Source organism: Hymenobacter sp. BT188 (assembly GCF_014333585.1).
Lineage (GTDB): Bacteria > Bacteroidota > Bacteroidia > Cytophagales > Hymenobacteraceae > Hymenobacter.
The window spans coordinates 591,251-617,872 of record NZ_JACSCW010000002.1 but is presented as its reverse complement, the minus strand read 5'-3'; the positions used below and the strand labels follow the sequence as shown (position 1 = coordinate 617,872).

Genomic DNA, 26,622 nt, shown 5'->3' with positions numbered 1-26,622 from the left:
TCCCGTTTCTAATGCCGCCCAAGTCGCACCCGCGCCGCGCCATTCTGCTTATTCAAACCGCTTTTATTGGCGACGTTATTCTGGCTACGGCCTTGCTGGAACGCCTGCGTCAGACGGAACCGAATACGCCCGTCGATTTTTTGGTCCGCAAAGGCAACGAGGCACTGATAGAGCAGCACCCGCATGTGCGCGATGTGCTGATCTGGGACAAGAAAAACCATAAGTACCGCGACCTATGGCGCTTGCTGCGCACCATCCGGGCCGGCGACTACGAACGGGTTATCACGTTGCAGCGCTTTGCCTCCACGGGCTTTCTTACCGCCTTTTCGGGTGCTCCCAAGCGCATTGGCTTCGACAAAAACCCGCTTTCGTTTGCCTTTACACAGGTTACGCCCCACCTCATGGGCCAGGGCATTCATGAGGTAACGCGCAATCTGCACCTGCTCTATCCTGAGTCGGAGGCACCGCTTACACCTCCCCGCCTTTTCCCCACCCCCGCCGATGAGGCTATTGTGGCTTCCTATGTAAGTCGTGGGCCTTATGTCTGCATTGCGCCCACGTCGGTGTGGTTTACGAAGCAGTTTCCGGAGGAGCAATGGCTAAAGCTGCTTCGCGCGTTACCGCCTCATTATAGTGTGTACCTGTTGGGTGCGCCCCCCGACAGCGCCGTATGTGAGCGCCTGCGCCAAGAAAGCGGGCGGGCAGGCGTCGTGAACTTGGCGGGTCAGCTCCCCTTGCTGGCGTCGGCGGCGTTGATGCGCGGAGCAGTCCTTAATTACGTGAACGACTCAGCGCCTTTGCACCTGTGCTCCGCAATGGGCGCGCCGACATGTGCTGTCTTCTGCTCCACGGTACCGTTTTTTGGCTTTGGGCCCCTAAGTCCGTTTTCGCGGGTAGTGCAGATAGAAGAAGAGTTGGATTGTCAGCCTTGCGGCTTGCATGGCTACAAAAAATGCCCCCTGGGCCATTTCTACTGCGCCCGCGGTATCCAAACCCAGCAGCTCATCGAGGCACTGACCGAGGCTGAGGCGTGGGCCGCCGCCCAGCACTAAGGCAAACAAACTTCGTTGCGGGGGGCTTTTTTGTACCTTTGTGCCCTTCCCCACCTTCCAGAAAATAGAAGGAAACCAGTCAAGCCCGAAGCTGGTTATTACTAGTCGGGGGGCAAAATTGTGGGTGCGTTTACCCATTTTGCCTTCTGCTGTTATCAAGACTCCAAGCCCGTATTAAATGGCCGATTACGATTTGCACGAGTTGCCTAATGGCATCCGCGTGCTGCACAAACAAGTACTGCACACCAAAATCGCGCATTGCGGCTTCCTGCTCGATATTGGCTCGCGCGATGAGGACTTGCATCAATTAGGCCTGGCTCACTTCTGGGAGCATATGGCCTTTAAAGGCACCGAAAAGCGTCGCTCCTTCCATATTCTCAACCGCCTCGAAACCGTGGGGGGCGAATTGAACGCGTACACCACGAAAGAGAAAATCTGCTTTTACGCCTCTCTGCTCAGCACGCACTTCGAGCGCGCCTTCGAGCTGCTCACCGATCTCACCTTTCACTCCGTGTTCCCGGAGCGTGAGATTGAGAAGGAGCGCGGCGTAATTCTGGAGGAAATGGCTATGTACCACGACGCTCCCGAGGACGCCATCATCGACGACTTCGACGCCGTTATTTTTGGAAATCACGCCTTGGGCCACAACATTCTGGGTACTCGCCAGAGCGTTTCGGGCTTTCAGCAGCAGGATTTCCGCCAGTTCCTGACTGATAATATCCGCACCGATCGGCTCGTATTTAGCTCCGTGAGCAATCTACCGTTTACGGAAGTGAAGCGCTTGGCCGAGAAATACTTGGCGCCGCTGCCTGTCCGCTTAGGTCCACGGCCGCGTACGCCTTTCTCCTCTTATCAGCGGGTAGAGCAATTGGAGCGCAAGCCTATCACGCAGGCCCACTGCCTGATTGGAGGCCCGGCGTATGCGATTGAAGATCCGCGCCGCATTCCGTTTTTCATGCTGACCAACATTCTCGGCGGCCCTGGCATGAACTCTCGCCTGAACTTAGGTGTGCGCGAAAAATATGGTTTGGTGTACACCATCGACGCTACGTATTCGCCCTACACCGATACGGGGTTGTTCGGTATTTATTTCGGCACGGAGAAAAAGCAGGTGAAGCGCACGTTAGCGTTAGTGCAAAAGGAGCTAAAAATTCTGCGCGAAAAGCCCTTAGGCTCCTTGCAACTGCACACGGCCAAAGAGCAGCTAATGGGCCAGTTGGCCATGTCGGAGGAAAGCAACAGCGGCCTGATGCAGCTCCTCGGCAAAAGCACCCTTGACATTGGCCGCGTGGAGCCGCTCACCGAGATTTTCGACCGCATCCGCGCTATTACCGCTTCCGAGCTGAGTGAGCTGGCTAACGACGTGCTGCGCGAAGACAATCTGAGCGTGCTGCAGTACATGCCCGAGTAGAGCGCCACGATGGCCAAGCAGCCTGCCACTTTTGGAGCCGTTGCCGGTTTTCAGGAAGGCTACGAGTTCCTGAATCGGCTGGAGCTGAGTGCTTCCGGGGTGCACCGCCCTACGCGGGCTGGCATTGGAGCGCGGAGCGGCTTGGGCGCCGAATCAATTGTATTAGCCGAAGGATACGAGGATGACGTGGACTTGGGCCACGTCATCCTCTACACGGGCCAGGGCGGGCGCAGCAGCACTTCTGGCAAACAGGTAGCCGATCAAACTCTGACTGGCGCCAACTTAGAGCTAGCGCGCAGCCAATCTACTGGTCAGCCCGTGCGCGTGGTACGCCGCGTTCAAAACGCTGGGGGGCTTTTTTTCTACCGGTACGATGGACTGTACCGCATCACGGCGCACTGGCAGGAAATGGGAAAATCAGGTTTCAGCATCTGGCGATTTAAGCTGGAGAGGCTGCCATCAAACCCCGTTATCCCCAACTCATTAGGCACTATTTAAGTACGCTATCTGGTTGTGCTTCTCTTTAGATACTAATCTTTTCAGAATGCCCTTTACCCTTTCACATCCGGCTATAGTATTGCCTCTGCTTTTTCGAACCCGTCGGTGGCTGTCGATAACGGGCTTGGTACTAGGCACTATGGCTCCCGACTTTGAGTACTTTCTGCGTCTAAAACCCTATGGTTCTTATGGCCACACGTGGGCAGGACTCTTCTGGTTCGATTTGCCTTTGGGCTTACTGATTGCGGCCCTGTTTCATGGTGTAGTAAAACGCCCTTTAGTCCGCAGTCTGCCCTTGTTTTTGCGGGCGCGGCTGGGGCAGCTATCTGAGGAGCCCTGGCCCCTCCGGAACCTTTGGAGCGGGCGGCTTATCCTGGGCATTTTGGTAGGTAGCCTGTCGCATATTTTCTGGGATGCCTTTACGCACAACAATAGCCCTATTACGGTAGGTATTGATTTCCTGAATCTGCGCGTAGGGCCACTTACGCTTTATCGGTGGCTGCAATACGTTTCCTCTGTAATTGGCTTGGTGGCTATCGCCTTGTTTGTTTGGAAACTGCCTGTGCAACCGCGTTTGGTAAAAGCTACCAGCAAAATTCAGCGCTTATTCTGGACGTTCACCGGCGCGCTAACGGCTACGTTTTGGCTTTCCTTTATGCTTATCCACGATACATATTCGCGCAGCTTGCTCACTTACTTAATTGTGACGGGCATTAGCGCCATTAGCTTATCCATGCTCATTACCTCGACATTGATGCGGCGGTATTTTCAGCCTTCTGAGCAAGCCCGCGCTGCTCGCGCCCTGAAGCGAAATATTGCCCACGATATCGCCCAAAAGCAGCCCCAACTGTGACCCCCGACGACGAACGCCACCAGTACGCCGAAGCCCACACCACGCCCGAATCGGAGGTACTGCGCCGCCTCAACCGCGAAACCCACGTGCAGGTGCTGGCGCCCCGTATGCTGTCGGGCCATTTGCAGGGCCGGCTGCTGAGCATGATCAGCCACATGGTTCGGCCCCGCCGCATCCTCGAAATTGGGACGTTCACGGGTTATTCGGCGCTTTGTCTGGCTGAAGGCCTCGCGCCGGACGGCGAGTTGCACACTATTGAGCAAAACCCCGAGCTGGAAACCCGCATCCGTCGATACGTGGCCGCCGCCAACCTAACTGAGCGCATTCACCTGCACATCGGTGACGCTCGCGCCGTGCTGCCTACGCTCACTGAAATCTGGGATCTGGTGTTCATCGACGCCGACAAAATCAACAACAACGCCTACTTCGAGCTGGTCATTGACCAAGTGCGCGTGGGGGGCTTTTTGCTCATCGACAACGTGCTTTGGGGCGACAAAGTCCTGCCCTCCTACTCCGTAAAGCCCGCCGATAAAGACACCCACGCCGTTCGGGCCTTCAACGATAAGATACAGGCTGATCCACGGGTAGAAAACGTGTTTTTGCCCCTCCGCGACGGGCTGCTGCTGCTTCGCAAAATCTGACCTCAATGATTGGTCTTGTTAGCTGAATGGCTTTCAACAGATTTTTTTTATCTCTTTTTGAATTTCAAAAAAAGCCCCCCAACAACCATTGGGGCTTTTTTTATGAAATCAACCAACGAATATGCGTCTAGCCTGGCGGGAAAAATGATAGCCATTTTAATTTCTGATTAAACCTTCCTCCTTCCTAGGCGTCTACGCCCGCATTACCCCTGATCTATCGATTATGAGAAAGGCGCTACGCCTGCTGCTCGGCTTCTGGCTGACCTTCACCGCGACCAACGTTTTCGCCCAAAAACAAACCGTTAGTGGCCGCGTGCTGGATGCCACCGACCAATCGGCACTACCGGGCGCCAACGTGTTGCTCATTCACCTCCCCGACTCCGCCAAGCAAGGCGTGGCCACCGATCCCGGGGGCAATTTTTCCTTCACGGAGGTAGCGCCGGGGCGGTATCTGCTCACCATTTCCTTCGTCAGCTACCAAACCCAGCGCCGCCCCGTCACAGTAGTCGGCTCGCCGGTTGTGCTGGGGGGCATTTTACTCGGCTCCAATCAAATCAAGCTGGGTGAAGTGGAGATAACGGGCCGCGCCGCTGCCGCTGTGCAGAAAGGCGACACGGCTGAGTTCAACGCCCGCGCTTTCAAAACCAACCCCGATGCCAACGCCCAAGACCTCGTAACTAAAATGCCCGGCGTAACCGTGCAAGATGGCCGCGTGCAAGCCCAGGGCGAAAATGTGCAGCGCATTCTGGTGGATGGCAAGCCCTTTTTCGGCGACGACCCCGACGCGGTGCTGAAGAACATTCCGGCCGAAATGATTGATAAAATCCAGGTGCTGGACCGGCAGAGCGAGCAGTCGCAGTTTTCGGGCTTCAACGACGGCAACACCGAGAAAACCATCAACATCGTGACCAAGCCGGAGTTTAAAACTGGGCAGTTTGGGCGCTTTGTGGCCGGCGCTGGGCCGGAGCGCTACCGCGTGAGCGGCAATTATAACTCCTTCGAGGGTGACCGGCGCTTCTCAGTTGTGGCCCAATCGAACAATATCAACGAGCAGAACTTTGCCACCGACGATTTGCTGGGTGTAGCCAGTAGCTCCGGAGGCGGTGGTGGCAACCGGGGCGGCGGGCGCCCCGGCGGCGGGGGCGGTGGTCGTCCGGGCGGCGGTGGCCCCGGTGGTGGGGGCAACAATGCCGGCGACTTTTTGGTGAGCCCCAGCGGCGGTATCTCCACTACCCACGCCATTGGCTTGAACTACTCCGACGTGTGGAATAAGAAAACCCAAGTAACCGGTAGCTATTTCTTCAACTTGTCGGAGAATAGAGCTAACACCAACCTGTTTCGTCAATTTGCCCTTGCCGACGGCGGCGTTGACCAAACTTATACTGAAAACTCCTTGGCGACAAGTCGCAACATCAACCACCGCTTCAATCTGCGCCTGGAGCACAAGATCGACTCGGCCAATTCCATCCTTTTCCGACCGCGCCTGTCGTTGCAGCAAAACCGAGGCAACAGCAACCTCGATGGCTTCACTGCCGCCGATAATATAAGCAACAGCAACGTACTCAGCGACTACCGCTCTGCTCTCACGGGCCTCAACTCCAATAACGACCTGCTGTATCGTCACCGCTTCAATAAGCCGGGGCGCACGATGTCGGCAAATGCTACCGTCAATTACAACCAGAAGCAGGGCGACAATAACCTGCTAACAAGGTCTGAAACCGATTCGCTCAATCAGTTTTCAACCTTGGATCAGAGTGGTTGGAACCTGGGCACGCGCCTGGAATACACCGAGCCGCTAACCAAACAGGACTTGCTGCAATTCAACTATACGCTGGCTTACACCCCCAACGACTCCGACAAGCGCACCTTCGACTTCGTGGACGACACAGGCGAGTACGCCGAGCTAAATCCGGCGCTGAGCAACGTATTCACCAACACCTACCTGACTCAGGGCCTGGGCGTCAGCTTCCGCCACCAAACCAAAGATTTGCAGGTAATGGTGGGCGCATCGGGTCAAAAAGCCGACTTGCGCAGCGACCAGGAATTTCCGCTGACGACAAGCCTGAACCGCTCGTTTTATAATTTCCTGCCCAACGCCATGCTGCGCTACAATTTCTCGCGGGAGAAAAATCTGCGCTTTTTTTACCGCTCCAGCACGCCACCGCCTTCCATTGGCCAGCTACAGGAAGTGGTAAACAATGCCAACCCCTTACAGCTCACCACCGGCAACCCGGCGCTGGAGCAGCAAACTCAGCATTCTGCTACCATTCGCTACTCGGCTGCCCAGCCCGGCAAATCGACTACTTTCTTTGCGCTGCTGCTCGGCAATTTCACCGATAACTACATCACCAACAGCACTTTCATCGCTACTGAAGACACAGAGTTACAATTGAACGGTGGCGTGGTACGCCTGCCCGCCGGGGGACAATTAACGCGGCCTATCAACCTGGGGCAGCAGTACAACTTCCGCGGCGTGCTCAGCTACGGGATGCCGGTGGGCTTTATTAAGTCGAACCTGAACCTGAACGCCACGGCCGGCTACAGCCGTACGCCCGGCCTTATCAACGACGTTATCAACTACTCACAGACGCCTACCTTGGGCCTGGGTGCGGTGGTAAGCAGCAATATCAGCGAGCGGCTGGACTTTACGGTGTCATCTAACTCCAACTTCAGCCGAGCCCGCAACACGGCCCGTACCCAGCTGAATACCAACTATTTCACCCAAAATAGCCAGCTTCGCTTCAACTGGATTGTAGGCAACGGCTTTACCCTGCAAACCGACCTTACGCACCGCTACAACGGCGGCTTGGCTGAAGGCTTCAACCAGCAATATGCGCTTTGGAATGCCAGCATCGGCAAGAAGATATTCGAGAAGCAGCGCGGCGAAATTCGCCTGTACGCTTTCGATATGCTGGGTCAAAACCGTAGCATTCAGCGCAACGTGACGGAAGCCTACATCGAGGACACGCGCACCGATATTTTGCAGCGCTATTTTATGGTGATGTTCACTTACAATCTGCGCAGCGGCACTGGCAGCCCAAGTGGCGCCGGTGAGCGTCCGGAGCGTGGTGGCCCAGGCGGCGCCGGTTCGCCGCGTTAGCCTTTATCTAAAAAAAGCCCCCCAGCAGTTATCGGCTACTGGGGGGCTTTTTTGCTTTGTGGCAGGCTTGTTTTGCTTAACTGGGAGAAGCTTAAAATATATTTTCGCAACAGATTTGCCTTCTTTGTAAGATAATCTCAGTAGCCAAGCGTTACTGATCGTGTACTCAACTTATCTAATGAACAAAAGAATAATTCTGCTGCTCTTGTGGGTGCTGCCCCTGCTGGCGGGTGCTCAAAGCGTAACGGTACCGTCTGAGCTAGCTTTTGGGGGTATGCTCCTTCGCCTGACAAATGGTGGCCAGCAGGCAGTGCAGCAAAAAGTGGACGCCTTGCGCCGCCATCAGCCTTCCTTTCAGGCCCGCGTCGATTTGGCCGACGCCTACTTTCCGCTGATTGACCGTACGTTTCAGGCCGAGGGAATCCCGCTGGATTTTCGCTATCTGGCGTTGCAGGAAAGTGGTTTGCAGGGCGAGGCCCAATCTATTCACGATGCCGTGGGCTACTGGCAGTTCAAGCGCGAGTCGGCGACGGAGCTGGGCGTGCAGGTAGACGGCACCGTGGACGAGCGCAAGCACATTGTAGCTTCCTCGCGCGGCGCGGCGGCTTATTTCAAGCGCAACAACGCCACGTTTCGCAACTGGATAAATACGCTGCTTAGCTACAACCTCGGCCTCACCGGCACCAAGCCCTACACCCTGCCCACCGATGTAGGTGCGACGGAAATGGAGATTTCCGAAAAAACGCACCCCTACATTATTACCTTTTTAGCGCACAAAATAGCCTACGAACCCGCCGTGGGCCTGAATCCGCAGCCGCCCATGCTGCTCCAAGAGTTTCCGGTGCAGCCAGGCCAGCGCCTTGAAGCGTTGGCGCAAACCTTGCAAACCGACCCCACCTATCTGGCCCGCCACAATTATTGGCTTTCTCGCGGCAGCGCCGTACCCGCGGGCAAACCCTACACCGTGCTGGTGCCCATCACCGACGAGCTGCAGCGTACCGCCTTACTTGCTAATCAGCGTACTGCTACAACAGGTCAGCTTCTTACTCAGCCCGAAATAGACCCCGAAAACGCTGATTTCGTGCGCATCAACGGGTTGCGCGCCATTGTGGCCTTGCCCGGTGATACCAAGGAAAGTCTGGCGCGCCGGGCCAATTTGAAGATGAAACGCTTCATGCAGTACAACGATTTGTACGCGTTTGACAACATTGTAGTGGGCCAGCCTTATTTCGTGCAGAAGAAGCGAGATAAGTCGTCGGTGCAATACCACGTGGCCCAGCCGGGCGAAACCGTGACTACTGTTGGCCAGAAATACGGCATGCGTACTCGGGCTATTCTGGCCAAAAACCGGATGCGCCGCACTGAGGAGCTGCGGCCCGGCCGCATGCTTTGGCTCCAGTTTACGCGGCCGCGCGAGGTAGCCGTGGAGTATGTAGACAGTCAGGATTCAAGGGCATTGGCGGCTTTTGAGCGCCCGGTAAGCGGGTCAGCTATGGCTTCCACAACTACGTCGCAGCCAGCGCCAACTACTCCGCGCCGGACTCTTACGCCTAAAGCGAAGACACCAGTTGAATCTACTTCAACGGAGCCCGTTGAGCTTGAGCAGACCGCCATCATAGAAGAACCACAAAAAGACAGTGTAGTGGTTGCAGTTGCGGCGGCCACACCGGCCCCTACCGCCACTCCGGTGACACAGGAAGAGGCTGATTTGCCCCCCACAGCAGCTACGCCTGACACAAGCCGAGTAAAGCCTCAGCCAACCCCTCCGGTAAAAGCCGCTATGGCCGACACAGTTCAGACCGCCCGCCAGAATTTGCCCCCCAGCCAGGCACAGGATACGACGCGCACATCCACAGTCGATACCGCCAACGCCGCCGAGCCGGTGGTAAAAAACCCGAGCCAGGTAGTGCTACGGGACTTGCCTGCTTCCCCTAAAACAGCGCCAGCTAAGTCGGTGCCCGCTAAGCCAACCCCGGCCGCAACCTCGTCTTCGCCTCGTCCCGTCCCGGCAAGCCCAATCGTTACCGAAGCCACTGAGGTGTTGGATGTACCGGCTAGTGGTCAGCATATTGTCCAAAAAAGTGAGTCGCTGTATAGCATAGCCCGGCGCTATGGTCTGCGCCCCGCTGATCTGGCTGCCTGGAATAATTTGCCCCCCAACGCTGCTTTAAGTCTAGGTCAGACACTACGCGTAGTGCCAACTGTGGCAGCACCCGCACCAAAACCAGCTGCGCCAGCCGCAACTACTCCAGCCCCCCGCCCAACAACGACGCCAGACAAGCCAGCCACAGCCGTGACGCCCGCGCCAGCAGCTACCACTGGCCCCATACGCCACACCGTAGCCGCCGGCGAGTCGATGTACGCCATTTCGCGCAAGTACGGTGTCACCATCAAGCAGATTATGGAATGGAATAATAAGCCTGATTTCAACGTACGGCCCGGCGAGGTCCTGACTATTCGTGCCACGAAGTAGGTCTTTGTAGAACTCATTGCAACAAAAAAGGACGGCTTGGGCCGTCCTTTTTTGTTGCAATGAGTTCCAGAGGTTGGATGTTGTTTCGCTGTAGCGCGAAGCTTCCGCTTCGCGTATCGTTGTTTAGGTGAACAAGCTGTTGGTTGGAAAATGCCCCCCAAGTTGTTCAACGATACGCGAAGCGGAAGCTTCGCGCTACATCACAACGCCGCCTAAGCAGGAGTTGGTGTTACTTGGCGTAAGCCAGCTCGGGCTCAACGAAGCGAGCAGTCCGCGTTTTCAGCATTTCCACAATCTGTTCGTCGCTCTTGTATCGGTCGCCAACGTTAACGAAATGCTTGGCCATCAAGTCGTAGCGCTTGGTCATGAGCCAGGCAAAGAGGTGGAGCCAGTGGATGCCTTCAAACACAATGGCGTCGTTCTGCACGTATTTGGGCAGCGTTTTCAGGAAATGATTGGGATGTTCCGTCCAGTGTAGAGCGGGGCGTACGTGGTGGCTGGTGTGGTAACCGTCGTTCCAGCACTTATGATTGTACTTGGTGTTAAGGCACGTTACGCTGTTATGATAAGCATTAGCCGGATCGATGGGGTTCACGAAGGCGTGCTGAGTCCAGTTGCCGAGCATCATTACCACTCGCGAGATGATGAAGGGCAGAATAAATACCGCAAACGTAGCCGGGAAGTTTACGAAGCTCAAGCCGATGCACCACGCGAAAAAAGCCACCTCGCCCCGAATGGATTTGAAGTAAAACTTCTTCTTCTTTTTGCGGTCGAAGTAAGACAGCAGACGGAAAATACCAACGGTGACGAAGTCGCCTAGATACTGTAGAAAGCCAAAGAACGAGTCGCGCTGGTAGCTCATGGTCGAGCTGGTATCCTCGGGCATGTTGTTTTCAGCGTGGTGCATACCCATGTGGTGGGTATAATAGGTCTCTGGCGTTTGGCCGAAGAAAGGCCCAATTACCCACGGAATGCACATATTCAGCCAGTCGTGCTGTTTTTTGAACAGCGGCCGATGGCATACGCAATGCAGCATTAAGCCGAAAGGGCCCTTAAAGGTGACATTGTTCAAAAAATGATACAGCACAGCTGCCGACCACCAAATCCAGTTAGGCAGGCCCGGGATATACAGCAGAATGGCCAGCGGAATAAGCGTGAGCGCGATATTGAACAGCAGCCGCGCAAACGGCAAGTCACGCTCATCCTGGCAAACCTTCAACAACTGCGTTTCCAACCACGAGTAGGCAGCAGGCTTTTGATAAACCGGGTCGGTGAGGACGGCGGGAAGTGATTTCATATGGAAATAGATTCTTGCGAATGTCCAGCGCTAGTTTACGCGGAATTGCGCCTCTGGGTAGCACCTGAGTTGCCAGGCAAACCAACTCAACTACAATTAGGTTGCAAGCTAAGTGCTTGCCGCCACTTGCGCGACGATCTGGGGGGCATTTTATCTAGCTGGAAATCAGGCAACGGCCGAATTCAGCTTCCAACTCCGATCAGGGCTGGGTATCTTTACTAGATTCTTGTCCGCTTAAAATACTTGCCATGCCCACGTTTTCTCACCTTCACTGCCACACCCAATACTCCCTGCTCGACGGTCAGGCCAGCATTGGCAAGCTCATGAAAAAGGCGCAGGAAGATGGTATGCCCGCCGTAGCCCTCACCGACCACGGCAATATGTTCGGCGCCTTCAACTTCGTAGCCGAAGCCAGCAAGTACAACGTGAAGCCCATCGTGGGCTGCGAGTTTTACCTGGTAGAAGACCGCCACAAGAAGATTTTCAGCAAGGAAAGCAAAGACCAGCGCTTCCACCAGTTGTTACTGGCCAAGGACCAGGCCGGCTACCAGAACCTGGCCAAGCTCTGCTCCATGAGCTATATCGACGGTCTGTATTCCAAGTGGCCGCGTATTGATAAAGAGCTGTTGCTGCAATACAGCGAAGGTCTGATTGCCACTAGCTGCTGCATCGGCGCCGAGGTGCCCCAAGCCATTCTGTGGAAAACCGAGACGGAGGCCGAAGCCATTTTTAAATGGTGGCTCGATGTCTTTGGCGATGATTATTACATCGAAATTCAGCGCCACGGCATCCAGAACATCGACAACACCGGCAAAAGCCAGGAAGACATCAACCAGGTACTGCTGCGCTGGGCGCTGAAGTACAACGTGAAAGTCATTTGCACCAACGACTCGCATTACGTAGACCAAACCGACTTTGCCGCCCACGACCTGCTGCTCTGCGTGAATACCGGCGACGAACACAGCATTCCCGTCGGCGACTTCCAGACTAACTATTTCACCCTAGTCAGCGGCGACAAAAAAGTTATCTACGACACGCTTGAAAATGTGCGCCGCGAGCATGGCCGCGACGATGCTGTGCGCCGGCAGTTACAGCGTATAGATGAAGAGATGCAGATGCCGCGCCCCCGCTCCCGCTTCGGCTTCCCCAACGACCAGTTCTATTTCAAGACTCAGGCCGAGATGGCGGCGCTCTTCCACGATGTGCCCGAGGCCCTTGACAACACTAATGAAATTGTAGACAAAATCACGCCGCCCAAGCTCCAACGTGACATTCTGCTCCCCAACTTCCCAATTCCGCCCGAGCACGCCAACGCTGACGCCTATCTACGCCACCTGACGTTTCTGGGGGCCTTTTCGGGACCCAGACCGCGCTACTCTGAGCGCACCGCGGAGGTAGAAGAACGCCTCAACTTCGAGCTGAATGTCATCTCGACCATGGGTTTTGCGGGCTACTTCCTTATTGTGCAGGACTTTATCAATAAAGGTCGGAGCATGGGGGTAGCCGTGGGTCCGGGCCGGGGCTCGGCGGCGGGCTCGGCGGTGGCTTACTGCGTTGGTATTACAAACATTGACCCTATTAAGTACTCTCTCCTCTTCGAGCGTTTCCTGAACCCGGAGCGGGTGAGCATGCCCGATATTGATATTGACTTTGACGACGTGAATCGTCAGAAAGTCATTGATTACGTGGTAGATAAGTATGGCCGCAACCAGGTAGCCCAGATTATCACCTTTGGTACCATGGCCGCCAAGTCGTCGATTAAGGACGTGGCGCGGGCCTTGGAGTTGCCACTGCCCCAGACCAACGAGCTGACCAAGATGGTGCCCGAGCAAGTGGGTACTACGCTGGCCAAGGCGTTTGCCGAAGTGCAGGAGCTAGACATGATCCGGCGCGACGACACGCCGGGCAACCTGAAAGGACAGATTCTGCGCCTTGCCGAGCAGCTCGAAGGCTCCATGCGCAACACTGGCATTCACGCTGCCGGCATCATCATCGCCCCCGACGACATCACCAAGTACATTCCGGTATCTACGTCCAAGGAATCGGAACTGCTCATTACCCAGTTCGACGGTAAGGTAATTGAGTCGGCGGGCATGCTCAAGATGGACTTTTTGGGTCTAAAAACCCTGACCATCATTGAGGACGCCATGCGTCTGATTGAGAAAAATCACGGCGTCAAGATTGACATCGACGACATTCCGCTCGACGACGAGAAAACCTATGCTCTCTACCAGCGCGGCGACACCATCGGCACCTTTCAGTTCGAGTCGGAAGGCATGCGCATGTACCTTAAAGACCTCAAGCCCACTAACATTGAGGATTTGATTGCCATGAACGCCCTGTACCGGCCCGGCCCGATGCAGTTCATCCCGAACTTCATCAACCGCAAGCACGGCCGCGAGGAGGTAGAGTACCCGCACGAGCTGCTGGAGCCCATCCTGAACTACTCCCAAGGCATCATGGTGTACCAGGAGCAGATTATGCAGGCCGCGCAGATTCTGGGGGGCTATTCCCTAGGCGGCGCCGACTTGCTGCGCCGGGCCATGGGTAAGAAGGACCTGAAAAAGATGGCTCAGGAGCGCGAGAAATTCGTGGAGGGCTGCAAAAAGCTGCACAACATTCCGGCGAAGAAAGCCTCCGAGGTCTTCGACGTGATGGAGAAATTTGCGGCCTACGGCTTCAACCGCTCCCACTCTGCTGCCTACTCGGTGGTAGCCTATCAGACAGGCTATCTGAAGGCGAACTACCCAGCTGAGTACATGGCGGCGGTGCTCACCAACAACATGGGTGACATTAAGAAGGTAACTTTCTTCATCGAGGAAGCCCGCAAGCAAGGCGTGCAGGTGCTAGGCCCCGACGTGAACGAGAGTATCATGAAGTTCAACGTAAACCAAGAGGGCAAAATCCGTTTTGGTCTGGCCGCCGTGAAGGGCGCCGGCGAAGCTGCCGTAGAGGAGCTAGTACAGGAACGCGAGAAAAATGGCCCCTACAACGACGTATTCGACTTTGCCAAGCGCGTAAATCTGCGGGCCGTCAACAAGAAAACCTTCGAGAGCCTGGCCCAAGCCGGCGCCTTCGACTCGTTTGAGCGCTACCACCGCCGTCAGTTCATCGAAGCACCCTCCGGCGACCAGAACCTGATTGAGAAGGCCATGCGCATGGGCCAGCAGCACCAAGCTGCTAAGGAATCAGCTCAGCACAGCTTATTTGGTGCGGGTGCTTTCGGTGCCGTGGCGGCGCCGCTGCCCAAAGTAGCGGATATGGAGCCCTGGACCAATACCGAGCAGCTGCGGCGGGAAAAGGAAGTAGTAGGCTTCTACCTCTCTGGCCACCCACTCGATAACTACAAGCTCGAAATTGACTCCTATTGCACGTGTTCTCTAGAAAAGCTCGACGCGTATAAGAACCGTGAAGTCAACGTGGCCGGCCTGATTACCAACGTAGCTTTCCGCACCACCAAGAACGGCCAGTCCTTCGCCGCCTTTACGCTGGAAGACTATGATTCGTCTTTACAGCTAGCCCTGTTCCGCGACGAGTACACGCGCTTTGCGCCCATTATCAACCCCCGCAACTATGCCAACGATCAGGTGCCGCCTATGTTTGTGCGCGGCAAAATGACGCTGCGCTACGGTACTGAAGATCAATGGGAGTTGAAAATCATGAATATGCAACAGCTTAATGAGGTAACAGAGAAGATGGCTAACGGCGTCCGTGTTCGTTTAGATCTGCGCACGGTTACCGGCCCTATGATTGACCGCCTCGAAGAAGCCATTCACGCCTCTCCCGGCAAAAAGCGTCTCGAAATTCAGTTTGCTGAGCCGCACGAGCAACTGGCATTCGACATGTTCTCACGCCGCTTTCAGATCGAGCCGAAAGCGTTTATTGACAAGATGCGGGAGATGGAAATGGATGCTTGTCAGTTGATTTAGATAGTCTTGTTAAGTTACAATACTCATGAGAATTTCTAGAACCATCAAGAGGCTATGGAATGCCGTTGCTTCCTTACTTCTTAGTTCAGTTTGTTTATTCGTTTCATTTCTCGCTTTTAAAAACGCCTACTTAGACCTTTCAAAGCTAGATGTAGTATCTGGTCAAGTAGTTGACACTGGCGTTATGGTTTCTAGTATAACTACGTCTAAGGGAAGAATAGATTCTCAAATATATTTCGTCAAAATCGCAGGAGTGAATCAAATCCTAGCTGTGTATTACCCTAGCCAAAACTATCATTCATTACAACACGCAATTCAAGTCGGCGATAGTATCAGTGTTTATTATCAAAATACTATTGACACACAAAAACCTAACCTTAGCACATATCAAATAAACAAAGGAGCTCGAATAATACTGGATCAGGCTGAATACCGCAACAAAGAAAGAAATGCTGGTTATATGGCATCGTTGGGAGCACTTATGATAGCAGGATTAGGAGTTTGGCAGGACCGCAAGTACTGGAAGCACCCCAAGAAGTCAGTATATATTAAAAGTTAGCGGCGACTTGCTGGAGTAGGGCACCAACGCATACTTTTTGTGGTAATGAATCAATCTGAACTTTCCGGCGTGCGGCTTGTTGAACTGCAATCTGCTACCTTGCGGCCCGTTTGCTCGTAAGCACTCAGATAACTACACCATTCAACCCCTACTATCATGGGACACAAAGCAATTGAGATCACCGATTCTAATTTTGAAGAAATAATCAACTCTGATAAGCCCGTGCTCGTGGATTTCTGGGCCGAGTGGTGCGGTCCGTGCCGCATGGTGGGTCCCGTAGTGGAAGAGTTGGCCGGCGAATACGAGGGCCGCGTTATTATAGGCAAGGTCGACGTTGATTCGAATCCGCAAACCTCCGCTAAGTTTGGCATTCGCAGCATTCCGACGCTGCTCGTGTTCAAAAACGGTCAGATCGTAGATAAGCAAGTAGGTGCCGTGCCGAAGCACGTGTTGGCCCAAAAGCTAGACGCTCAGGTAACTGTAGCTTAAAGCTCTACCTTTAGTAGATTAAAAAAGCCCCCCAGACTTAGTCTAGGGGGCTTTTTCTTGTTTTAGCAACAACCGGATGCTCAGAAGTTTGTGTCAGGATTGCTGGCCCGCGCTTCGGTGGGTGGCCCTTGGGGCGGCAGCGCGTTGCCAAAAAGCGTGAAGTTAGGCGTGAAGTTGATAGCCAGCGTGAACGTCATGGCGGTGGGCAAGTTGTACTCACGGCCGGGCCGGAAGGTAGGCAGACCGGTTATTATGCGTCGGGCTTCGTTGTCGAGTTCGGGTGAAAGACCACGCACCACGTGTACGTCACTAACGCGGCCGTCTTCTCCCACCGTGTAATTCACGAAAACCTGCCCCGTTAGATTGCGGCGGCGGGCTTCTTTGGGATACACCGTGGCCTGAGCAATGTGACGTAGTAAGGCGGCTTCACCGCCCGGGAATTCTGGGGGCTGCCTTTTTTGTGAAGTACCAGCTAAGGCGGCTCCATCCGGCAAATAATAAGTCAGGCTAAGCGTGCGGCCAGTATACAGGCGCTCAATGGCGCTGAGCTGGCCGTTGTCGTGATAATAGCGCCATTCGCCGTGAGGCTTACCTTTTTGATAACTACCCTCAGAGCGTTTGTGTCTATTGCGGTGTACGCTCAGCCACGGGCCCACGCGCTGTCCCAGCTCATACTCACCGCGACTACGCACACGCCCGTCTTCGTACCAGGCTACAAATAATCCTTGGGCCTTATTATCACGAAAATGCACCTCGCTGGCTTTGGCTCCCGTGGGAAAAAGCCACGTAAAGACACCATTGCGAACCGGGGGATCGATGGCCGTGAGCGTGCCGCGCAGCAACAGCGTTCCCACCAGCGAATACTCCCGTACACCAAACTCTGTGTCGCTAAGTAAGTCTACCACCCGGTAATGTGTGGCGCTATCCGGTAGCGTTTCCTCATCGCGGGCATTCAGGTAAACAGCAGGCAACGTTTGTGCCTGCGTGCACACCGGCAGACCTATCCAAGCGGTCAGGAGCACAGCAATCAGGAGGGCTTTCATACGCATGAATCGCGGCCAAGTGACAAACAGAGCTGTTAAGTATAGCTAATCAGGCTCTTTGCGCAAGGATCAATCCAATTCAACTTTGACCTATGACTATATCAAGCGTTGGCTCAAGCGCGGCTTTAGAGGAGTTGAATAGAACGGTTCAGGTTCTCCTCCAAGGAAATAAGCGTTTCGGTACGCTCTATGCCTTCAATCAGCTGAACTTGGTCGTGGAGCACATCGCGTAGGTGCTGCGTATCGCGGCACACGATGCGAGCGAAGAACCCGTAGTTGCCAGTGGTGTAGTGAATGCTAATTACCTCAGGGATCTTGCTGAGCAGCTTCGCCACGCTATCCGACACCGAGCTTTTGGTTAGGTAAATCCCTAGAAAAGCGCTCACGCCGTAGCCTAGCTTCTGATAATCAACACGGAGCGTGGAGCCTAGTACAATACCTAGCTCCTCCATGCGTGCCATGCGTACGTGCACTGTGCCGCCAGATACATGCACTTTGCGGGCTATTTCGGTGTAGGGCGTTTTCGCGTCAGCGATGAGTAGAGCGAGAATCTTGCGGTCTACATCGTCAAGTTCGTAATCACGAGCCATTTTTGCGGTCTTTCATTTATTAGATTGCAACAAAAATACTCATTTATTAAAAATAGTGTAAATTTTATTGATAAAGCTTACCATATTTTTACTTTTCGGAAGCTTCTACTACATTTGTCATAATCAAACACGAAAGGTGGTTGAGCATCTTGTAGGATGATGGAATTGGTAGACATGCCCTCCTCTCTCGGGGGTAGAGATTCGGGAAAAACTGGTCCGGCGGCCGGCTAACTACTCTGTGGAGGTTCGAGCCCTCCTTCTACAGCTGATTGGGGATTTTATAGTGGGAAGGGAAGTACCGGGACGTATCTGGGTGGGTACGTTCTTAATTGAGAGGCTGCATCTGGGTGGGTGCAGCCTTTTTTATTTCCCTTCCAGCCGAATTTATCCGACTTTACTTTAAGCAAAAAAGCCCCCCAGAAGTTTTCTGGGGGGCTTTTTTAATTATGCTAACTACCTTTTACCGGGCGGCCATTGGTTGGGTCTGGCGCCGGTATTGAGCTAAGCCAGCATCCAGAAACTTCAGAAAGTCGGCTACATCGGGCTCGTAAGCGACAGGCGCTACCAAAGGCTGGTTGCCGGCCTCAGCATTAAGCAACACATAGTAAGGCTGGGCATTAACGCCATACTCCACTATCTGAAAGTCGGCGTTCTGCTTACCCAGCGTATTTTTCTTCTTGCTGTCGCGCCGAGAAATATACCACTCATTCTTAGGCAATTCCTTTTTATCGTCTACGTACAGCGCTACTACCACGAAATCTTCGCGGAGGCGTTTGAGCACCTGCGGGTCGTTCCAGACGGTGGCTTCCATTTTGCGACAATTGACGCAGGCGTGGCCCGTGAAGTCGATGAAAATGGGTTTCTTCTGGGCGATGGCGCAACGTTTGGCCTGCTCTAAGTCGAAAAAACCTGTCAGCCCGTGGGGCAATTCTAGGAAGTCGGCGTAGAGAGGCGTTTCACATAGCTTATTAGCGGCGGTAGTCGCAAGTGGAGCCGCGGTATTGGCCCCCGACGCTGCCAGCGTGAAGTCGCGGTTGGATTGGGGTGGCAAGTAGCCGGCCAATAGAGGCAAGGGGGCGCCGAATAAGCCGGGCACCAGATAAGTCATGAAGCTGAACGCCAAAATGGCCAGTAGCAAACGCGGCACACTTAAATGGGTGATTTCGCTGTCGTGGGATAGCTTGAACTTGCCTAGCAAATACAGCCCCAGCAATGCCGAGAGTACAATCCAGAGCACGAGGTACACGTCGCGGTTGAGCAGGCCCCAGTGATACGCCAAGTCGGCCATACTCAAGAATTTGAGGGCTAGCATAAGCTCCACAAAGCCCAGCACGACTTTCACCGTATTCAACCAGCCGCCGGAACGCGGTAGGCTTTTGAGCCAGGAAGGGAAAATGGCAAATAGGGTAAACGGCAACGCGAAGGCCAAAGAAAACCCAAACATCCCGACTACCGGCATAATGGTTTCGCCGCGCGCCGCTAACCCAAGCACGGTGGCTACAATAGGACCCGTGCACGAAAACGACACCAGCACCAACGTGAAAGCCATAAAGAATACCCCCAACCAGCCGCCTTTATCGGCTTGGGCATCGGCTTTATTCACCAACGCATTAGGCAGCGTAATTTCAAATAGTCCTAGAAAAGACAGACCGAAGATTACAAAGACCGCAAAGAATATTAGGTTGGGCAGCCAATGGGTTGCCATGAAATTAGGGCCATCCTCACCTAGGAGGCGGGCTACGATAACACCGATGATGGTATAAATTAAGATGATGGACAAGCCATAAACCAAGGCTTTCATGATGCCCCGCGCCCGGCTGTCGGTGCCGCCGGTGAAGAAAGACACCGTCATAGGTACCATGGGAAATACGCAGGGGGTTATGAGTGCTGCCAACCCTGAGAAGAAGGCCAAAACACCAAACCCCCACATACTACCAGTGCCCGTAGCATCAGCCGCTGCAGCAGAGCCTACCGTGGCCGTAGTTACGGAAGCTGCTGGTGCTACTACGGCTGCCTGAGCAGTTGTAGCGGGCGGCGTAGGCGACAGGTCAGCCGTAGGCTCTGCTGTTTCGGCAGGCGCAACAGTTGTAGCGGCGGCTATTTTGCCCTCCGCGTTCAGCCCAGAAGTGGCAGATGAAGTAGCGGATTGACTGCTGGCTGGAGGAGCCACAGCACCAGTGCCGCCGGGAGCAGCTGCTACTTCAATAGGACCAAAAGCGAGCGTTTCATCGCCCGGAATGCAACGACCATCAACGTCGGTGCAGGTTTGGTACTCTACTTCAGCTTTTATCGTCAGCGGGCCGGATTGTAGAAGTTTGATGCGCTGACGGATCTGGCCGGTCTTTTCAAAGTAGGTAATGTCGCCGCCAAACACGTCGTCATACTTCTTTTTGGAACCCACCGACTTCGGTTTGCCGACTACCGCGTAAGCCGCGCTTTTCGGGAAGGTAAATGCGAAAACTGTCGGGCCAAGATCAGGGTCAAAATCGGTGGCGTAAAGGTGCCAGGTGTCGCTCATCTTGGCATTCACGATCAGCTCTAACTCGTCGCCTACTTTCGCAGTCGGCTGGCTGACGGCTGTAGAAAGCTTGGTAGGCGTGAGCACCTGGGCTATCGAACTCGCGCCGGCGAGCAGAAGGAAGAGCAGGGAAAGCAGAATTCGTTGAGGCAGCATAAGATGATAATCAGTTCGAAGGCAAACAAAGTTCGGTAGGAAGTGTCACACTTTCGCCGACGGGGGTTGCGCCGCTATTTACGCCCTCTGATTTTGCCCCCCAGTCACTAATATGATCGGAGCCCGAACTGCTTGGGCAGAATCTCGTACTTTTGTAGTTATATAGGAGACTTGGCCGCGTGAGCCGAAGTTTCCGACACTATGGCCTTAAATATTCTTCTTACCATTTTGCTGGTGTTAGCGAATGGTTTTTTCGTAGCAGCCGAATTCGCTATTGTCAAAGTACGCGCCTCGCAAATAGACATCCGGGCGCAAGAGGGCAACCGCTTTGCGAAGGTAACCCAGGGTATTCTGGCTCATCTGGATGCTTACCTATCTGCTACTCAGCTCGGCATTACCTTGGCTTCGCTGGGCTTAGGCTGGATTGGTGAAGGCGTCGTTTCGCAGATCATCATCGCCTTTATGGAGCTCGTTGGCATCCAGGCCGACCCTGAATTAGCGCATCGCATCGCGCTGCCAACGTCGTTTGCGGTCATCACCGTGCTGCACATCGTTTTTGGAGAGTTGGCTCCTAAGTCGCTCGCTATTCAGCGGCCTGAGACGGTGAGTTTGTTTGTGGCGCTGCCGATGCAGTTTTTCTATTTCGTATTCCGGCCTTTTATCTGGGTATTGAATGGACTGTCGAATTTCTTCTTAAAGCTCATTGGCGTTACGCCCATTCACGGCTCAGAAGTTCATACTGCCGAAGAGCTTCGTATGCTACTCGATCAGAGTAAGCAGAGCGGTGAGATTCAGGACTCTGAGCACGAGTTGATCGAAAATGTCTTTCAGTTTAATGATCGGATGGTGAAGCAGATTATGGTGCCCCGCACCAAGATTGCTGCCATCGACATAAATGCCCCCCAGGACGAGGTACTCGAAACGGTGTACAGCGAGGGATATTCGCGCATTCCAGTGTATGAAGGCTCCATCGATAACATCGTGGGCATTCTCTACGTGAAGGACTTGCTGCAACTGATTCGGCGGAATGAGTCGGTGGAGCTGGCCAAGATCATGCGGCCAGCTTACTTCGTACCGGAAACCAAAAAAATCAACCGCTTGCTGCGCCAGTTCCAGCGTAAGCATATGCACATCGCCATCGTCTCCGACGAGTTTGGTGGCGTGTCGGGTATTGTCACCATCGAGGATATTATCGAGGAGCTGGTAGGCGAAATTCAGGACGAGTACGATAACGAAGTGCCTGTAGTAGAGAAAGTATCGGCCGATGAGTACCGGGTGAATACCTCCACCGCCATTTCGGATGCCAACGAGTACCTCCCCTACCCATTGCCCGAAGGCGACGATTATGAAACCGTAGGCGGCTTGCTCAACATGATTTATGGCAACATCCCGGAAGTAAATGATGTGGCCGTTGTCGATAACTACGAATTTCGGGTGCTAAAGCGCTCCCGCCGCGCCGTGGAGCTAGTACAGCTTCGGGTAATTACCACCGCCGAGCGTGAGGCAGAAGCTGACGAAGCACTGAACTTGTAAGCTGTCAGCTTCCAGTTAGGATCATAAAAAAGCCCCCCAGAAATATTCTGGGGGCTTTTTTATGATCTATAAAGCTATTGCTGAAACCAGCTAGCGTACAGCACATAGTTATCGGCGGTGCGGGCAATCATGGCGCGCTGCTCCTCACTTACGTACTTGATTTTGCGGGCCGGAATTCCAGCGTACAGATAGCCAGGCTCGCACTGCGTATTTTCCAGCACCACTGCCCCCGCCGCCACAATGCAGCCCGTGCCCACTACCACATGATCCATCACGATGGCTCCCATACCAATAAGTACGTCGTCTTCCACAGTGCAGCCGTGCACGATGGCCCGATGCCCGATGCTCACCCGTGCCCCGATTGTGGTGGCCGCCTTCTGGTAGGTGCAATGGATGACGGCGCCATCCTGAATATTCGTTTTGTCGCCGATACGGATGCTGTTTACATCGCCTCGCAGCACGGCATTGAACCACACGGTACAATCTTTTCCCAGTACTACATCGCCCACAATTGTGGCATTTTCGGCTACAAAACAGTTGGCGCCAAGCTGGGGGGCAATTCCGTTAACGGGCAAAATCAGAGCGGGCATAGGTAAGATGAAAGACTTAAAGGATTAACAAAGAAAGTCTAATATTAAGACTCAATTAGACGCCTACTTATCTATTCATTATGCCATCCACCAACGCTCCTACCCTGCCAGCCCTTTTTACCGAACGTCAGGACTTTTGGCAGCCTTGGTGGTGGCTCACCCTAGCCATTCCGCTCTCTATAAGCCTCGTATCCTTCTTTATGGTCGATCGGGTGCCAGCCCTAACTGGTTTGAAGTGGCTAGTGCTAGTAGTGCCTACTATCCTCACCATGGGTATTTTTGCCCTTTTGCGGCTAGAAACACACTTTGATAAAGAAGGCATTTCCTATCGCCTCTATCCGATGGGTTGGCGCCGAGTGGCTTGGGCAGAAGTAAAAAGTGCCCATGTACGCAAATATTCCCCCCTGGGCGAATATGGCGGCTGGGGCATTCGAGGCCTCTCTACATCAAACTATGCTTACAACGTGGCTGGCTCTTATGGCTTTCAACTGGAACTGCACAACGGCGACCGGGTATTACTCGGCACCCAGCAGCCCGAGGCCCTGCGTCAGTTTATCGTGCGGCTACGACCTGAGCAGGTGCATTAGCGAGCGAGCATTCGCTTCCAGGTGCCTTTCGCTAAGTTGTATCTGAGCGTGCTAGGCAGGGCCTGCCAGAAATACTTACTCGTCTCCACAGCGAAGCTGGGCTGCATGTAGCAGTTTATGGTACAGCCTTCACAAGCGGGCAAGCGGCCTTCCAGCGCCGCTAGCTGCTGCACTTCCCCCGACTGATACAACTCATAGAGCTGCCCATTAATCGGGAATTTCTTCTCTCCAAGATGATAACAAGGTAGGACAAGTTCGTTGCTGGGCGAAATAACCAACGTCGTGCTGGCGGCCCGGCATACCGGTTTAGCCACGTGGTTGCCGCCATCTTTGCGTAGCTGAATAAACGCTTCGTTGAGATAAACGCCTTTGCGTCGCCCGAAAGCCGACAGATAATCTAGCTCGGCGGTGGTCAATTGTTCGCCGGTGGCTACGCTGTTGTACTCGAAGGCCGGATTGATGATGAGGACCAGGCCATTGGGCTGAGTAATGTCGCGATACACAGCTTCCAGCTGAGCCAGATTTTCGCGAAATACAGTGAATAAGATATCGGGGTACTCCCCCAATTCTTTGGCTACCCGAATACTTTCCAGCACAAAATCAAAGCAGGCGACCCCACGCCCCTTGTCGTGCACTTCCCTCTCCGACGAATCGAGGGAGAAATGCAACATATCCACTTTACCTCGCAGCCGCTCGGCGTATTTCGGATAAAGCAGGCAATTGGTAGTGAGCGTGGTAATAAAGCCCATGTCGTGAGCGAGGCCCACAAACTCATGAATCTGGCGGTGCAGCAGCGGCTCGCCCCCCGTGAAGTCCACCACATTTACGCCCAAGCGCTTCAGATCGCGCAGGTTTCGGGCTACATCCTCTAGCTGAATATAGGGCGATGGTTTTTCCCAGATATCACAGAATGAGCAGCGTGCATTACACCGGTAAGTGACGTAATAATTACAAAGTACCGGATGTCGAACGAGGCGCATAGCGGCAAAGGTAGCCCATTATGAACGACGATTAATGCGGCAGTTTGCCCCAGGCTTCTTCCCAGCGCTTGGGTGTGGCGGCTATTACCTCAAGCGTAGCGGGGCCATAATGCTCCTGATAGTAGTTGCAAAAGCCTTTTAGCGGGCATTTTGGGCAATCTGGCTTCAGGAACAGGCAGATCTTTTGACCATGCCAGTAGTTGTGCTTGTGAAAGTTGAGCAACACCAGCGCATCGGCAGGCAGTTGGGCTAGTAATAATTGGTGCGCTTTGTCGGCGGAGGCTTTGGGCGGAATCATGCCTACGCGCTGGGCAATGCGGTGCACGTGCGTATCGACGGGCAGCACAGGCTTATGAAAGTTAAAAAGCAGCACCAGCGAAGCCGTTTTTAGACCAATACCGGGCATATCCATCAGCCAAGCCAGCCCTTTTTCAGTAGGCCAATCCGCCAGAAAGTCTAGCGTAATCTCGCCGTGTTCGGCTTTGATGCGGCGCAATATTTCCTGAATACGCGGAGCCTGGGTATCGGGCCAGCGCGTAGTCCGAACGGCGTGGGCCAACTCGGCCGTTGGTGCGGCCATCACGCCTTCCCAGTCTCCGAACGCCTCCAGCATCCGGTCATAGGCTAGCTCCTCATCGTGGTGGGTAGTCCGATGCGACAGCAGCGTTGATATCAGTTCGCGCATGGGCGAGCGACGCGGGGTTTCCAACGTCAGCGGCGGAAAAAAACCATTCAGAATTGCATGGTTCTCACGCGTTTTCTCAGCGGCTGGCGAGTCGTAGGTAGTTGGCATAGCCGGTTGTACCGACTGGGCTTACCTGAGGTTGCGCACCCGATTTACTAACGATTCAAAATCGCACAAAAAAGCCCTCCAGAATATTTCTGGGGGGCTTTTTTAAGGTATAAACCAAGCTTAGATAGTGCCGCGCTCAGCAGCCTTTTTCAGCTTTTCGTTGGCATAAATGGCTACCTCTACGCGGCGGTTAGCCGTGCGGCCAGCCTCAGTCGAGTTGTCAGCGATAGGCTGACGCGAACCGTAACCCTGGGTCTGGAAGCGCGAAGCGTCTACGCCTTGGCTCTGGGCATAGTTAGCTACAGCCTGGGCCCGGCGCTGCGACAAAGGGTCGTTGATGGCGTCGTTGCCGCTGGTGTCGGTGTGGCCTTCAATCAGTACATTGGTGTCGCCGTACTTTTTCAGTGTAGCAGCCAGCTCAGCAATGTTGCTCTGAGCGGTGGAAGTCAGGTTAGACGAGTTCTTGGCGAACAGGATACCGGAATCAAACGTGATTTTGATGCCTTCGCCTACGCGCTCTACTTTAGCACCAGCCATTTCGCGCTTCAACTCAGCAGCTTGCTTGTCCATGCGGCGGCCAATGAGGGCACCACCAGCACCACCCACGGCAGCACCAATAATAGCACCACCAGCGGTGCTGTTTTTGCCACCAAGCACGCGGCCCAGTACGCCGCCAGCTACGGCACCAGCGCCAGCCCCAATCAAACCGCCTTTAGCGGTTTTGCTCATTGGCTTCTTGGTAGTCGTAGTCTGTGCTTGGGCGAAATTGCCCCCTAGCAGCAACAGGGCTAGGATAAAGGCGATGTACGAACGGGAAGTTTTCATGATGTAATGTGAGGGGTTTGTTTTGGTATTCGTTGGTGAAAGGCTGGTTAAGGGTTTGGAATAAATTGCCTTCCATAACTAATCGAAAGGCAACCACCTTGCCAAACTCCTGCTCCTATCCTATTCACCCACAAAAAAATACCCTTACACACTCGTAAAGGGCTTTTTCTGAAGCGAATATAGTTGAGTTAATTTTGTAAGAAGCTAAAAAGGCTGCCCCTACAAAGGGCAGCCTTTTACTGCAACAACTCATTGTTTGGTTGTCGCTAGTCTTTCTTGGTATACTCCCGGTGCCGAACCGGGTCTTTTTTCTTGTCGCGCCTCTTGCCAATCAAGGCGCCACTTACGGCACCAGCGCCAGCCCCAATAACAGCGCCTTTACCACGGTCGCCTTTACCAGCAATAATGGCACCTGCCGCGGCGCCAGTCCCAGCCCCGATAGCAGCACCTTTGCCTTTGCGGCTCCAGCCTTTCTTCTCGGTCTTGGTATCGCTCTGAGCTACAGCAGTATTACTTCCCAAAAACAGCATGGCCGCAGCCACAGCAAAATACAAACGAATATTTTTCATGATTTTTCTCGTTAGGTGACACGATTAAACCGGTGATAATCTGACCGGTAAACGATAAGCAGGGTATTTAGGTTGACCTAATTTTGCTACGACAGCATCAGCTATAGTTCAGCTTACTCACAACACAAAAAAAGAC

21 protein-coding genes are annotated in these 26,622 nt (G+C 54.0%); 12 read left to right on the top strand and 9 right to left on the bottom strand.

Translation table 11 applies throughout. From position 1 onward, the window contains the following. Positions 1–11: 11 nt before the first annotated feature. The 7 genes from H8B13_RS06745 to H8B13_RS06715 all read left to right on the top strand — a co-directional run bounded on the left by H8B13_RS06745 (position 12) and on the right by H8B13_RS06715 (position 10,028). A complete protein-coding gene (locus H8B13_RS06745; protein ID WP_187310032.1) occupies positions 12–1,052 on the top strand; it encodes a glycosyltransferase family 9 protein in 1,041 nt (346 codons plus the stop codon). 178 nt (positions 1,053–1,230) lie between these two features. Beyond that, complete coding sequence (locus H8B13_RS06740) at positions 1,231–2,463, top strand: M16 family metallopeptidase (protein ID WP_187310031.1); 1,233 nt, start codon at positions 1,231–1,233, stop codon at positions 2,461–2,463. Positions 2,464–2,472: 9 nt separating this feature from the next. Further along, positions 2,473–2,961: a YDG/SRA domain-containing protein gene (locus H8B13_RS06735; RefSeq protein WP_187310030.1), complete on the top strand. Its 489-nt coding sequence runs from the start codon at positions 2,473–2,475 to the stop codon at positions 2,959–2,961. A gap of 46 nt (positions 2,962–3,007) precedes the next feature. Further along, positions 3,008–3,814 (top strand): DUF4184 family protein, encoded by an 807-nt coding sequence (locus tag H8B13_RS06730; protein WP_187310029.1) that lies wholly within the window; start codon positions 3,008–3,010, stop codon positions 3,812–3,814. Beyond that, positions 3,811–4,455, top strand: coding sequence for an O-methyltransferase (locus H8B13_RS06725; protein ID WP_187310028.1), 645 nt, complete (start codon positions 3,811–3,813; stop codon positions 4,453–4,455). Before H8B13_RS06730 ends, H8B13_RS06725 begins: the two co-directional genes overlap by 4 nt. Before the next feature lie 223 nt (positions 4,456–4,678). Further along, positions 4,679–7,555: an outer membrane beta-barrel protein gene (locus H8B13_RS06720; protein ID WP_187310027.1), complete on the top strand. Its 2,877-nt coding sequence runs from the start codon at positions 4,679–4,681 to the stop codon at positions 7,553–7,555. A 178-nt stretch (positions 7,556–7,733) separates the two neighbouring features. Beyond that, entirely contained in the window at positions 7,734–10,028 is a 2,295-nt protein-coding gene (locus H8B13_RS06715) for a lytic transglycosylase domain-containing protein (RefSeq protein ID WP_187310026.1), read from the top strand. A gap of 229 nt (positions 10,029–10,257) precedes the next feature. Here H8B13_RS06715 and H8B13_RS06710 read toward each other — a convergent pair whose 3' ends face one another. Then, complete coding sequence (locus H8B13_RS06710) at positions 10,258–11,325, bottom strand: fatty acid desaturase family protein (RefSeq protein WP_187310025.1); 1,068 nt, start codon at positions 11,323–11,325, stop codon at positions 10,258–10,260. A gap of 248 nt (positions 11,326–11,573) precedes the next feature. Here H8B13_RS06710 and dnaE point away from each other — a divergent pair, with 248 nt between their 5' ends. The 3 genes from dnaE to trxA all read left to right on the top strand — a co-directional run bounded on the left by dnaE (position 11,574) and on the right by trxA (position 16,302). Next, positions 11,574–15,254: a DNA polymerase III subunit alpha gene (dnaE, locus tag H8B13_RS06705; protein ID WP_187310024.1), complete on the top strand. Its 3,681-nt coding sequence runs from the start codon at positions 11,574–11,576 to the stop codon at positions 15,252–15,254. Positions 15,255–15,279: 25 nt separating this feature from the next. After that, positions 15,280–15,813 carry a hypothetical protein gene (locus tag H8B13_RS06700; RefSeq protein WP_187310023.1) on the top strand — a complete coding sequence of 178 codons (534 nt, stop codon included), beginning with the start codon at positions 15,280–15,282 and terminating at the stop codon, positions 15,811–15,813. Positions 15,814–15,969: 156 nt separating this feature from the next. After that, positions 15,970–16,302 carry a thioredoxin gene (trxA, locus tag H8B13_RS06695; RefSeq protein ID WP_084446370.1) on the top strand — a complete coding sequence of 111 codons (333 nt, stop codon included), beginning with the start codon at positions 15,970–15,972 and terminating at the stop codon, positions 16,300–16,302. Positions 16,303–16,382: 80 nt separating this feature from the next. On the opposite strand, the gene H8B13_RS06690 is transcribed toward trxA, so the two are convergent. The 3 genes from H8B13_RS06690 to H8B13_RS06680 all read right to left on the bottom strand — a co-directional run bounded on the left by H8B13_RS06690 (position 16,383) and on the right by H8B13_RS06680 (position 20,609). Continuing rightward, on the bottom strand, positions 16,383–17,345 hold the full coding sequence (locus H8B13_RS06690; RefSeq protein WP_187310022.1) for an energy transducer TonB: 963 nt from the start codon (positions 17,343–17,345) through the stop codon (positions 16,383–16,385). A 125-nt stretch (positions 17,346–17,470) separates the two neighbouring features. Continuing rightward, a complete protein-coding gene (locus H8B13_RS06685; protein WP_187310021.1) occupies positions 17,471–17,935 on the bottom strand; it encodes an Lrp/AsnC ligand binding domain-containing protein in 465 nt (154 codons plus the stop codon). 460 nt (positions 17,936–18,395) lie between these two features. Continuing rightward, a complete protein-coding gene (locus tag H8B13_RS06680) occupies positions 18,396–20,609 on the bottom strand; it encodes a protein-disulfide reductase DsbD family protein (RefSeq protein WP_187310020.1) in 2,214 nt (737 codons plus the stop codon). Positions 20,610–20,810: 201 nt separating this feature from the next. Between H8B13_RS06680 and H8B13_RS06675 the strand changes: the two genes are divergently transcribed. Then, the gene (locus H8B13_RS06675) at positions 20,811–22,142 is read left to right on the top strand and encodes a hemolysin family protein (RefSeq protein WP_187310019.1); all 1,332 of its coding nucleotides are present in this window, start codon (positions 20,811–20,813) and stop codon (positions 22,140–22,142) included. Between the two features lie 74 nt (positions 22,143–22,216). Here H8B13_RS06675 and H8B13_RS06670 read toward each other — a convergent pair whose 3' ends face one another. Beyond that, positions 22,217–22,732: a gamma carbonic anhydrase family protein gene (locus tag H8B13_RS06670; RefSeq protein ID WP_187310018.1), complete on the bottom strand. Its 516-nt coding sequence runs from the start codon at positions 22,730–22,732 to the stop codon at positions 22,217–22,219. Between the two features lie 80 nt (positions 22,733–22,812). Between H8B13_RS06670 and H8B13_RS06665 the strand changes: the two genes are divergently transcribed. Next, complete coding sequence (locus H8B13_RS06665; RefSeq protein WP_187310017.1) at positions 22,813–23,319, top strand: hypothetical protein; 507 nt, start codon at positions 22,813–22,815, stop codon at positions 23,317–23,319. On the opposite strand, the gene H8B13_RS06660 is transcribed toward H8B13_RS06665, so the two are convergent. From H8B13_RS06660 to H8B13_RS06645, 4 genes are all read right to left on the bottom strand, one after another. Next, the gene (locus H8B13_RS06660; RefSeq protein ID WP_187310016.1) at positions 23,316–24,299 is read right to left on the bottom strand and encodes a radical SAM protein; all 984 of its coding nucleotides are present in this window, start codon (positions 24,297–24,299) and stop codon (positions 23,316–23,318) included. The two genes, H8B13_RS06665 and H8B13_RS06660, sit on opposite strands and share 4 nt — an antisense overlap. 31 nt (positions 24,300–24,330) lie before the next feature. After that, positions 24,331–25,092, bottom strand: coding sequence for an endonuclease III domain-containing protein (nth, locus tag H8B13_RS06655; RefSeq protein WP_187310015.1), 762 nt, complete (start codon positions 25,090–25,092; stop codon positions 24,331–24,333). Positions 25,093–25,212: 120 nt separating this feature from the next. Next, on the bottom strand, positions 25,213–25,917 hold the full coding sequence (locus H8B13_RS06650) for an OmpA family protein (protein ID WP_187310014.1): 705 nt from the start codon (positions 25,915–25,917) through the stop codon (positions 25,213–25,215). 266 nt (positions 25,918–26,183) lie between these two features. Next, a complete protein-coding gene (locus H8B13_RS06645; RefSeq protein WP_261990255.1) occupies positions 26,184–26,486 on the bottom strand; it encodes a YMGG-like glycine zipper-containing protein in 303 nt (100 codons plus the stop codon). Between the last annotated feature and the right edge of the window lie 136 nt (positions 26,487–26,622).